The sequence below is a fragment of the Aneurinibacillus migulanus genome (genome assembly GCF_001274715.1).
Classification (GTDB): domain Bacteria; phylum Bacillota; class Bacilli; order Aneurinibacillales; family Aneurinibacillaceae; genus Aneurinibacillus; species Aneurinibacillus migulanus.
The window spans coordinates 1902889-1914496 of record NZ_LGUG01000004.1; the positions used below are offsets into that span (position 1 = coordinate 1902889).

Sequence of the window (11608 nt, forward strand, 5' to 3'; positions counted from 1 at the left end):
TAGAATTTGGTTGGCTTCAAATCAATCCATTTGGGTGGGGACAGAAGGTGATTACCGTTTTACAATAATACCAGCCCTTAGATCAAGTGAAATAAACGAATGCGAGGATGGTGGAAGGTATGAAGCTGAATGATTTTAAACTGGAGGTTTACTTCAACAAATATGAGTTTACCGCGCCGTATCTGTTAACCCAATCCGATTGTGAGTCCATGACGATTGAAGACCTGTTGAATTTTGAAAGCGACGCAGAGGAAAAATTTAAAAAGAGCTGGTTGGGGTATACAGAGGTTCCGGGAAACCCTGAACTGCGTGAAGAAATTGCCAAGCTGTACGCGAACGTAACTGCTGATGGTATATTGGTACACGCAGGCGCCCAAGAAGCCATTTTTAATTATATGAATGTTCTCCTTGAATCAGGAGATCATGTGGTTTGTCAGTTTCCTGTCTACCAATCCCTTTATGATGTTGCACCCGCTATCGGTTGTGAAGTTTCGAAATGGGAATTAAAACAGGGGGAGGAGGGATGGACATTTGATCTCGATGAGTTGAAACGATTAATCAAACCAAATACGAAACTAATCGCTATCAATACTCCAAATAATCCCACCGGATATATGCTTAGTTTGGATGAAATGACAGCCATTGCTGAAACTGCCAGAGAGAATCATATCCATGTATTTTGTGATGAGGTATACAAAGGTCTTGAATTTGATGGCAATCGTTTGCCCTGGTTTGCTGATATTTATGAGAATGCGGTTTCCTTAGGCGTAATGTCCAAGGCATATGGATTGTCAGGCTTACGAATTGGTTGGATTGGTACACAAAATAAGGAGATCTATGACAAGATGGTTCGTTTTAAACATTATACATCCATCTGCAGTAGTGCTCCAGGCGAGTTTTTGGCGTTGATTGCGCTGCGGAACAGTGACAAGATCTTGCAACGCAATCTTAATATAATTAAGGAAAATCTGGTGATTGCCGACCGTTTTTTTGCAACGTATGCGCACTTGTTTACTAATAATAAGCCGAAATCGGGCCCAATTGCTTTTCATAAAATCAAGATTGAACAGCCTGTTGAACGCTTTTGCGAAGATTTGATTGCAAAGAAAGGCGTTCTTCTATTGCCGGCAAGTATTTATGATTATCCGGAAAGCTATATCAGGATGGGATATGGCAGGAGGAATTTCCCTGAGTGTTTAACCAAGTTTGAAGAATATTTGATCGAGAATATTTCGTCGGCGAAGGGATAATCACACGATGCACATGATGAAAACCTTGCTCTTGAGCAAATCTGACGTTGAGAGTCTGCTTACGATGAAGGATGCGTTGGAATCTGTCAGACAAAGCTATATGGCATATAATCAAAATAAGGTAACACAGCCACCCATTATGTCGATTGATGTACCTCACCACAATGGAGAGGTGGATATCAAGGCAAGTTATTCTTATCAGGATGAAGTAATTTGTGTAAAGGCTGCGGTGGGCTTTTGGGATAATCCGAAACGATACCAATTGCCTACAGGACTTGCTTTCATAACTCTGTATGACGCAAGGAATGGACTTCCACTCTGCATCATGGATGGGACCCATATCACCAGGTATCGGACGGGTGCAGCTGGAGGGATTTCCGCACAAGTGTTAGCCAGACCTGATTCTCGCATTGTTGGGGTGATCGGTGCAGGAGAGCAAGCCAGAATGCAAGTAATGGCGCTAAAAGAAGTGCTTCCTATCGAGCTGATTAAGGTGTGGAGTCGTTCAGAAGAGCAGAGGGGGCACTATAAGCAGGAAATGGAAGGATTACTGGGGGTTACTGTACTTACCTGCGATACGCCGGAGGAAGCCGTAAACAGCGCCGATATGGTTGTGACGACGACCCCCAGCAAAGAACCGATTGTCAGAGATGAATGGATTCAACCAGGCACACATATCATTGCAATAGGGGCGGATATGGAAGGGAAGCAGGAAATTGAAGCAAGAATTTTTGCCCGTGCAAAAGTAGCGGTTGACCATTTGGCTGAATGTATGAAACGTGGTGAAACCCAGAATCCGATTAGATCCAATTTGATCCAGAAATCAAATATTCATGCGGAACTTGGCGAAATCCTGTTGGGCAGAAAAGCAGGGAGAGTGCGTCATGATGAGATAACCCTATTTGATTCTACAGGGATGTCTATTCAGGATAGCACCATGGCTTGCATGATCTATAAGAAAGCAACTGAAATGGGGATTGGGAGCCAGTTTCCATTCATATAACCAGAGCAAGATTAACAGTCGGGCCTCCTCTTGGGTCCGGCTGTTTTTCCATTTATGATTTCGATGTTTTTTCAACAGGTGGTAGCACCGCATCGCCATCAGCCTAAGAAAACAAATTCGCCTAAAAATGATAAAATTAGCATTTTGAGAGGGAAAATACATATGATTTTCGTTCTGGGGATGCTATAAAATTCTTAACTTAATGGGCATGTGACGCTACTGCTTTAAGAACTTTTTTGCTTTTTATATATCTAGATATATTTTCTGCTTGCTTATATTTACTTAATTTGTTAATATAACTGACGAACGTTCGTTAGATTTGAGGTGATTTTATTGAAAAGCAATGAAATTAAGGAGGCGGCTCTAAAATATTTCACAATTCACGGTTATGAAGGAGCATCCCTATCTCTAATAGCTGAGGAAGTTGGCATGAAAAAGCAATCCATTTACGCTCATTTTAAAGGAAAGGATGATCTTTTTCTGCAAGTTTTACGTGATGCGAAAGAAACTGAGCTATCTTCAAAACTTCAATATTTCAGTAAAATTGGTTCGCAAAATCCTGAAAAAGATTTATACGGATTTCTACAATTGGTAATCGATCTTTTCCAAAAAAATGAGCAGTTAAAGTTTTGGCTGCGTATGTCTTTTTTTCCGCCAGCACATCTTGCTAAAGCAATTGAAAAGGAAATAATCGATATCGAGGAGAAGGTGCAGGCGGTACTGGAAAATAAGTTTCAGGATTGGATTGATGCTAAAGTAATCGTCAAAGATGCAGCAAAAACGCCGACCTTCGCCTTTTTGGGAGTAGTCGATTCTATCATGCTGGAGCTTGTATACGGCAATGATGAGAAACGACTGAAGGATAAATTAGAAGCCTCTTGGACAGTATTTTGGAGAGGTATTTCACATCAATAATTCTTACAGAGAGAGGTGTTGAGACATGAAGAAAACAATAAAAGAACAAAAGGCGGTATTAATTATTCTTCTAAGCAATATATTTATTGCATTTCTAGGAATTGGTCTCATCATCCCCGTTATGCCGTCTTTCATGGATATCATGCATTTATCAGGAAAAACGATGGGCTATCTTGTTGCCGTATTTGCGGTGGCACAGCTACTTATGTCACCACTAGCAGGACGTTGGGTTGACCGTTATGGCAGAAAGAAAATCATCATAATCGGCTTATTTCTTTTTGGTGTTTCAGAACTTATCTTTGGTTTAGGCACGAATGTATCGGTGCTTTATATATCAAGGATTCTAGCGGGAATTAGTGCCGCCTTTGTTATGCCGGGTGTTACTGCATATGTTGCAGATATTACATCAGTTCAGGAACGGCCAAAAGCGATGGGCTATCTTTCTGCCGCCATTAGTACCGGTTTTATTATAGGACCTGGTATTGGTGGCTTTATTGCAGAATACGGTATACGTATGCCCTTCTTCTTTGCGGCAGCCATTGCCTTTTTAGCATGCATTTCATCAATATTTATTTTAAAAGAGCCGCTAACAAAGGAACAGCTTGCAGAAATTTCTGCCAATACAAAGCAAATAAATTTTATACATGATTTAAAAAGATCACTTAATCCGCTTTACTTTATTGCATTTATTATTGTATTTGTACTTGCTTTCGGGTTATCAGCATATGAAACTGTTTTTAGCCTATTTTCTGCTCATAAATTCGGCTTCACGCCGAAGGACATTGCAGCCATTATTACAATAAGCTCAATATTTGGCGTTGTTGTGCAAGTATTTATGTTTGGAAAAATGATAGATATACTTGGTGAAAAGAAACTGATCCAATTATGTTTAATTACAGGTGCAATATTGGCGGTAGCGTCCACCGTAATCTCTAGCTTTTTGACAGTGCTGGCGGTAACTTGCTTCATTTTCCTCGCATTTGACTTGCTTCGTCCGGCATTGACGACATTTTTATCAAAAGCTGCCGGGAAAGAGCAAGGATTTGTTGCTGGAATGAACTCAACCTATACGAGCTTAGGTAATATCGTCGGGCCAGCGATGGGCGGAATACTATTTGACGTAAACATTCACTATCCGTACCTTTTCGCCGCTGTCATTATGGTCATTGGCCTCGGTATTACAGTCATGTGGCAAGAAAAACAATTGGTAGAAAGCTTAGCGGAATAATTAGAAAAGTGTGGGGCGGATCAAGAAAACCATTTAATAGAAGCTATAAAGCTTCTTAAATCAAAAGACGTGTTGCAAAAAGGCTTACTGCAGCATTTTTCACCATTTTATGTAAAAATTTTGGCGCTACCTCATCGCTATTAACCTAATAAAAAGGATCACCCCCAAAAACGATAAAATAAGCTTCTTTGTTACAAGAAAGCCTAAAAATTTCGTTCTGGGGGTGCAATAAAACTTTAGCTTGATGGGCATGTTTTTTCATGCTCAGGTTGTGAAAGTATTCGTATTTACACTCGCGCTCCAAGAAGTGATTCAACACTTTCACGGAATACATTGGTATGATGGTCGATATCCTCAGCGCTTGTCTGAGAAGAGATAAGAGCCATGTTGTGGAACGGTGTCATAAGAATCCCACGATTCAAGGCATACAGGTGCATGTAGCGATCCAGCTCATAATCTGTTGCAGCGGCCGCTTCTCCGCCGTTTTTCGGTGGAGTGTCACGGAACCAATATTCTGTACGGCAACCGAGACGTTTGACAATCCATGGGAGGTTATTTTCTTTAATCACTGACTCCACACCATCACAAAAACGTTCGGCCAGAGCAATGTTTCGGTCAAAGGCTTCTGGTGTCAGTACATTTTCCAAGGTGGTACGCATAGCAGCCATCGATAGGGCATTCCCTGCCAGAGTACCTCCGATACCACCTACATCGGCTCCTTCAATGTCAATCGTACCGCGGATTCGCTGAGCTAGTTCTTCACTGAAACCGTACACCGCTGTTGGAATCCCTGCACCAATTGCTTTTCCAACTGTTAACATATCCGGTTTGAGACCATAGGTTCCAGTGTAACCCCCAGGACCAGCACACATCGTATGCGTTTCATCATAAATCAGTAAAGTCCCCGTACGACGAGTAATTTCTCGTAAAGCCTCTAGGTACCCAGGATCGGGGTGAATAATACCGATGTTGGTCATAGCTGGCTCGGCAAGTACGGCCGCGACATCCCCAGGAGCCAGAGCTTTCTCTAGTGCTTCAATATCATTAAATTCAACGACCTTGGATGTTTGAGTAACGTCGGTTTGCGGACCAATATTACCATGTCTGCGAACAGGTACGCCATCCTGTAAGGTGATGAAGGCTTCATCAACCGTACCATGATAGCTGTAATTGAACACCAATATATACTTTCGTTTGGTGATATGACGGGCTAAACGTAGGGCAAAACGGTTCGCGTCTGTTGCAGAAATCGCTACTTGCCAGTAAGGTAGACCAAACCGACGAGAAAGCTCTTCCCCTACCCAGACAGAATCTTCTGTCGGTAACATAAAAGTAACGCCGTTATTTATTCTTTCTTTTATAGCTGAAATAGCACCTTCAGGAGCATGACCCGTCATAGAACCCGTATCACCCAAACAGAAATCAATATAACGATGGCCGTCTACATCGGTGAAATGAGCACCCTGACCGCCCTTTACAAAAACGGGGAAGCTCCCAGCCCATTTGACCATCCAATTCATCGGTACGCCATCGAGCAAACTTTTCTTGGCACGTTCAAACAATTCCCTGGAACGAGGATGAGTTTCTTCGAAAAGCTGTAGTTCTTTTTCCAAAAGCACCTGTAAACGATTTCTATTGATCATGACATCATCACTCCTATTCGTTTTATGTCGTCCTATACAAGGAGCAAAATGCATGCCAGCTTTCTGCAATAAAGAAAGCCTTGAAAGCTCAAGGCTTTTGAAACAATGTTGCTATTGCATTTGTCAAAACTGACAATAAGAGGCATTTCTTTACGTGATGTCTGTTATCAATATTGAATTGTCAAATTTGATAATTAGTTGTCATTTTTGATAACTTGTTGTGTTTCGATACGAAGTTCCCGTATACGGCGATAAAGAGTAGATTCGCTAATGCCCAGCAGTCGTGCTGCATCTCGCTTCCCCTGTAAAGAATAGCCAGTTTGTGCAAGTTGGGATTGAATGATTTCTCTTTCTACCACTTCCAATTGCTCTTTTAGGGATAAAGAAGAGGGGAGGGGTCTTTGCGCTTGTCGCAAACGTTTGGGGAGAGCGTCAAGCGTGATGCTTTCTCCAATTTCCATATTTACTGCATATTCCACTGCATTTTCAAGCTCGCGTATGTTACCTGGCCAATCGTAGGATTTCAAGCAATTCAATGCCTCTTCAGTAAATCCGTAGATGTTTTTATCGATGATCTGCGTATACTTGCGAAGTGCATAATCCAGTAGAGGAAGAATATCTTCCTTCCGTTCTCTTAGGGACGGGATATGGAGCGGAATGACATGTAAGCGAAAGTATAAATCTTCACGGAATTCACCAGCTTTCATCATTTGTTCCAGGTTTCGGTGAGTAGCGGCAATTATACGTACATCAATAGGAATCGTTCTTTTTCCGCCGATCCGTTCAATCTCCCGATGCTGGAGGACATGAAGGAGCTTAACCTGTAAATGAAAAGATAAGTCTCCGATTTCGTCGAGAAAAAGCGTGCCTCCATTTGCTAGTTCGAATTTTCCGACTTTTCCTGTCCGATTGGCTCCAGTAAAAGCTCCTGGTTCATAACCAAAAAGCTCACTTTCCAATAAGGTATCGGGAATAGCTCCGCAGTTAACGGTAACAAATGGATGCTCCTTCCGGTCGCTTACATAGTGAATGGATCGAGCGAACAACCCTTTGCCTGTGCCGCTTTCTCCTGTAATAAGTACAGTGGATTGGCTACGGGCGACTTTGCCGGCTTGGTCTTTGATTTCCCTAATAGCTTTGCTTGTTCCTAAAATCTCATGAAAAGATGTACCTTCTTCCTTTTCGGTCATGTCATATACTAGTTTTTTAATATCAGCGATGTCTCGAAGCGAGATGACAGCGCCCACTATTTCTTTATGCTGGTTGTTGCTTGTTGCTTTTAACGTCTTACTAAAGATTGGTAGGATGGTTGAGAAGAAATGGAACGTGCTGCCCGTGTCTGTTTGATAGATTTCTTCCTGGTCCCTGTACTCTTCTCCTGTACGTAAAACCTCACGTATTGAAGAAGAGGGTAAAGTAGCAAAGATAGATTTTCCTATTACTTCTTCTTTAGTTGTACCGATTAGCTTCGCTGCTGTTTCGTTGCAAGTGGTTATATTTCCATATCGGTCTACCGCAATAATACCTTCACGAATGGTCTCGATGATAATTTTTAATTCGCTGGCCATCTTTGCTTCTGATACTTTACTGGCGAGTAGGATAGCCATCTGCCGCGAAAAGGCAAGTAGGTTCTCCCGGTTAAGTAGTAATACATGACGTTGTTGCTCGGTAAAGGCCACCAGCCCGATTAGACCAATAATTTCCCCGTGAAGACGAATGGGGCAACACACCTCGGCCAGTTCATTCTCGCGTGCAGCGTACTCTGGATGGCTATACGCATCTTCAATAATGTATTCTTCCCCAGTTCGAAGCACTTGTCCGTAGGTATATTCGGAATCAAGATTACCTTCTTCTTCCTTTTCCCCTATTTTCCCTTTGTACCTTCCCGTGCCGGCTACAATTGCCAGTTCTTCATCCACGATTTCGACGTCGATGCTTAATACGGCTGTAATCGCTTCTGCAATTTCCTGTGCTGTGTTTCGAATTTCCGCTAGTCTAGACATATTTCCCCTCCATATATTTAGCACAATCATATGTATTGATGGTACCTTATATTTTAGGAATTTTCTCTAAATGCTTTTAAGTTTTTTGCAATAATAAGATGTATTTCCTCCATAAACACACTCCTATTCCTCTGTACAATATAATGTTCATTTCATACAATAAAAAGCAAAACGTTATATTGTTCATTTTGTGCATTATAACATACATCACAGAGGGGGTTCTTATATGCCTTTATTATCAATGTTGTTATATGCTTTTGTTTCTATATAAGTTACAGTTAATATTTTGACATGGTAGCGCGGTTGGAAGTAGGAGAGATGGAGAAAGAAGAGAATGGATACGCCCTGCGCCCCGGCAGAAAAAAGGCGGACGTGTCTTTTTCCAACCTCTGATTTTTTCATTCTTTTCTTATCCCTCACCACAAGAATTTGTCGATATATCAAATCAGATGTATATAGTTTTACCCCAGGCCCAAATAACATTATGGCAATGTTATTTGCTAATAAATACGGCTTTAAAAAAACATTTAGATTTTGTTTAGGGGTAGGTGCTGGTTTTTTTGTAATAATCATATTAAGTTGTTATTTTAATCCTGTGCTTAAAAATTTCATTCCAAAAATTGAATTTATTATGTCTATCATAGGTGCGACCTATATGATGTATCTGGCTATAAAAATTATTACTAGTAAAAATGATGATGAAGACAATGATGGGGGCAAGAATAACAGTTTTTTCGCAGGTATGCTTTTACAATTCGTAAATCCCAAAGGTATTTTATATGGTATAACAGTCATATCAACTTTCATCATTCCATATCACACTTTAAATCTCAGCTTATTATTTTATTCAGTACTTCTAGCTTTTATTCGTTTTATGGGAACTTTCAGTTGGAGTGTGTTTGGTTCAATTTTTAAAAAGTTCTTATCGAAGTATAGAAATCAGTTCAATGTAGTTATGGCTTTATTATTGATATATAGTGCAATTTCAATAGTTTTTATATAAAGAAAACGAGGCTACTTCTTCAACTAACGAATTTCGATAGCCCAAAAAGCGATTTAGTAAATAATATTTTGTCATAAAATTTGCGTCTGATTGTCGGGTTTAAGTCATAAATTAGGAGATGGAGAAAGGACAGTATATTTTCTCGTTTTGTACATATGTTTTTGCATATAAAAGTCCCCCCGCTTGAAACCTTGCCTATCAGTTTGACTTGTGAAAAAAGTATGCTAAAGTATCCTTAATTAAAGGCAACAATGATAGAGGTGATGTAAGGTGCTAGAACGCTCCATGGAGAATATAAGGGAATTAGAAGGAAGAAAGGAAGTGATGTAAAGGAGAGCTTTTACTTTATCAGTAGCTCTTCTCATTAAAAAGAAAAGAGGACTACTACAATGAACAAATATCAAAGTATAAATAGTGATGGATTTAAACTGAATTATTGTGTAAAGGGCTCCGGGAAACCCATATTGGTAGTAGGCAGCAGCGTATATTATCCTCATCTATTCTCGGACACTTTATATGAAACATTCCAGTTTATTTTCCTTGATCATAGAGGATTTGTGAAATCACCCCGGGCTCTGGAATCAGAAGATTATACATTGGATAAAGTGTTAGATGACATAGAAATAGCAAGGCAAACTCTTTGCTTAACAGATTTTATTATATTAGGTCACTCAGGACACGCTTTCATGGCTCTGGAATATGCAAGAAAATATCCTGAACACGTCCAAAAAGTTGTCTTGTTAAATTCGGCACCTACAAATAGCCAGGAAAGACAGCGTCAAAGTTGTGCATTTTTTAATGAGACTGCAAGTCAGAAAAGAAAGAGGCAGTTCGAAAAGGATATTGCTCTATTAGAAAGTGACATCAAGAAAGATCCTGAACGACGATTTGTCCACATGTGTATTCGTATGGGAGCCCAAAGTTTTTATGATTATACATTTGATGCAGCTTACATGTGGGAAGGTGTATATACGAATATGCCAATCATCGATTATTTGTGGGGAGAGGCATTCGGAGAGCTAAATCTTATACAGTCACTAAACGCTTTCAATAAACCAGTATTTATTGGTTTAGGAAGGTATGATTATTTGGTAGCGCCTGTTTCGCTTTGGGATTCTATTGATGATACGTATGATAACGTGAAGAAAATGATTTTTGAGCATAGTGGGCATAATCCCATGTTTGAAGAACCTGAATCCTTTGACAGAGAACTAATCAAGTGGATTTGTGAGGGCAAATAAGAATTTCATCCATGATTCAACGAAAGAACACTAAGTAGACTTTTCTTAGTGTTTTTTCGTTTTGTGGAGGTTCCATTCTGTTAGGTGGATGGCGATGGGGTAACGCTAGCATCACTTCAGAGCTTAATGATATGACAAGAGAATTCCATAATAGGATGCCAGTAATTCTTCATGCGAAAGATGAAAAAGTATGGTTAGATTCATCAGTAAATGATGTCGAACTTATAGCCCCACTTAATTCACTATAATGGATGGATGGAAACAAGTGGTAATAAGTAGATCGTAGACGTTTCAATAAAACACTGAAGAAATATATGATGGAGGTTAAAGCAGAATGAAAATTGTAGTAGCAGGTGCGAGTGGGGTCATTGGAAGGGCGCTAGTCCCGTTGTTGGTCAAGGAAGGGCATGAAGTGGTCGGATTGACACGCAATAGACATTATGCTGCCGAACTAAGTAGCAAGGGGGTGCAGTCTGTAATTCTGGACGTTTTTGACCGTGAAGCTGTATTCTCCGTTCTTCGCGAAACTAAGCCGGATACCGTCATTCATCAACTCACTTCATTGAGTGCCAGAGACTTTGCGGAACATGCTAGGATTCGCAAGGAGGGAACGCGCAATCTTGTGGACGCTTCACTTGAAGCTGGCGTACGCAGGATGATTGCACAGAGCATCTCATGGGCTTATTCACCTGGCGAGGGACCGGCTGTGGAAGACAACGCACTTGATCTGGAGGCACCACTACCGCGGAAAACGACGGTCGAAAGCGTTCATGCACTCGAAAGCGCTGTTGCCGAAATGCCAGAGCATGTGATTCTTCGTTATGGTTTATTCTATGGGGCGGGAACTTGGTATGCCTCGGGTGGCTTTATAGCAGAACAAGTACGACAGCAGCAATTGCCTGCGACAGAAGGTATCAGCTCATTTGTGCATGTAGATGACGCCGCTCACGCTGCAGTACTTGCGTTACACTGGCCATCCGGCCCCTTCAATATCGTCGATAACGAGCCTGCTCCTGGGACAGAGTGGCTGCCGATCTATGCAGATGCCTTAGGCGCTCCCGCACCGGCAGTTGAACATAAAAGTACAAGGTGGGAGAGAGGGGCGGTGAACGACAAAGCGCTTCAGTATGGCTGGAAGCCCCGATACGCATCGTGGCGGGAGGGTTTTCGACATGCGCTTGGTTCATTGTAACTCATTTCTTAATTGAATTTGCTCCTAAGAAATATAGGGGTAAAATGTTAGGAGTACTTACCCTGGCATGGTTTCTTAGTGCAAATATTAAAAAAGAGAGTCTTAAATTATCATTCAAGACTCACCGTTT

11 protein-coding genes are annotated in these 11608 nt (G+C 41.0%); 8 read left to right on the plus strand and 3 right to left on the minus strand.

Going from position 1 to position 11608, the window contains the following annotated elements; genetic code table 11:
• Nucleotides 1–119 precede the first annotated feature (119 nt).
• The 4 genes from AF333_RS11165 to AF333_RS11180 all read left to right on the plus strand — a co-directional run bounded on the left by AF333_RS11165 (nt 120) and on the right by AF333_RS11180 (nt 4396).
• Nucleotides 120–1250 (plus strand): aminotransferase class I/II-fold pyridoxal phosphate-dependent enzyme, encoded by a 1131-nt coding sequence (locus tag AF333_RS11165; protein ID WP_043064498.1) that lies wholly within the window; start codon nt 120–122, stop codon nt 1248–1250.
• 31 nt (nt 1251–1281) lie between these two features.
• On the plus strand, nt 1282–2253 hold the full coding sequence (locus AF333_RS11170) for an ornithine cyclodeaminase family protein (protein WP_235496379.1): 972 nt from the start codon (nt 1282–1284) through the stop codon (nt 2251–2253).
• A 333-nt stretch (nt 2254–2586) separates the two neighbouring features.
• Nucleotides 2587–3168 carry a TetR/AcrR family transcriptional regulator gene (locus tag AF333_RS11175; RefSeq protein WP_043064497.1) on the plus strand — a complete coding sequence of 194 codons (582 nt, stop codon included), beginning with the start codon at nt 2587–2589 and terminating at the stop codon, nt 3166–3168.
• A 25-nt stretch (nt 3169–3193) separates the two neighbouring features.
• On the plus strand, nt 3194–4396 hold the full coding sequence (locus AF333_RS11180; protein ID WP_043064496.1) for an MFS transporter: 1203 nt from the start codon (nt 3194–3196) through the stop codon (nt 4394–4396).
• Between the two features lie 287 nt (nt 4397–4683).
• Here the strand turns inward: AF333_RS11180 and AF333_RS11185 are convergent, their stop codons facing one another.
• From AF333_RS11185 to AF333_RS35020, 3 genes are all read right to left on the minus strand, one after another.
• A complete protein-coding gene (locus AF333_RS11185; protein ID WP_043064495.1) occupies nt 4684–6039 on the minus strand; it encodes an aspartate aminotransferase family protein in 1356 nt (451 codons plus the stop codon).
• 194 nt (nt 6040–6233) lie between these two features.
• Nucleotides 6234–8042: a sigma-54-dependent Fis family transcriptional regulator gene (locus tag AF333_RS11190; protein ID WP_043064494.1), complete on the minus strand. Its 1809-nt coding sequence runs from the start codon at nt 8040–8042 to the stop codon at nt 6234–6236.
• Between the two features lie 222 nt (nt 8043–8264).
• Nucleotides 8265–8486: a hypothetical protein gene (locus AF333_RS35020; protein WP_235496380.1), complete on the minus strand. Its 222-nt coding sequence runs from the start codon at nt 8484–8486 to the stop codon at nt 8265–8267.
• Between AF333_RS35020 and AF333_RS11195 the strand changes: the two genes are divergently transcribed.
• The 4 genes from AF333_RS11195 (at nt 8470) to AF333_RS11205 (ending at nt 11478) form a co-directional block, all read left to right on the plus strand.
• A complete protein-coding gene (locus AF333_RS11195) occupies nt 8470–9045 on the plus strand; it encodes a LysE family transporter (RefSeq protein ID WP_139188969.1) in 576 nt (191 codons plus the stop codon). The two genes, AF333_RS35020 and AF333_RS11195, sit on opposite strands and share 17 nt — an antisense overlap.
• Before the next feature lie 389 nt (nt 9046–9434).
• Nucleotides 9435–10286, plus strand: coding sequence for an alpha/beta hydrolase (locus AF333_RS11200; protein WP_043064493.1), 852 nt, complete (start codon nt 9435–9437; stop codon nt 10284–10286).
• A gap of 110 nt (nt 10287–10396) precedes the next feature.
• On the plus strand, nt 10397–10534 hold the full coding sequence (locus AF333_RS37410) for an SOS response-associated peptidase family protein (RefSeq protein WP_407638675.1): 138 nt from the start codon (nt 10397–10399) through the stop codon (nt 10532–10534).
• A gap of 86 nt (nt 10535–10620) precedes the next feature.
• Nucleotides 10621–11478, plus strand: a complete 858-nt coding sequence (locus AF333_RS11205) for an NAD-dependent epimerase/dehydratase family protein (protein WP_043064492.1) — start codon at nt 10621–10623, stop codon at nt 11476–11478.
• The last annotated feature ends 130 nt before the right edge of the window (nt 11479–11608 follow it).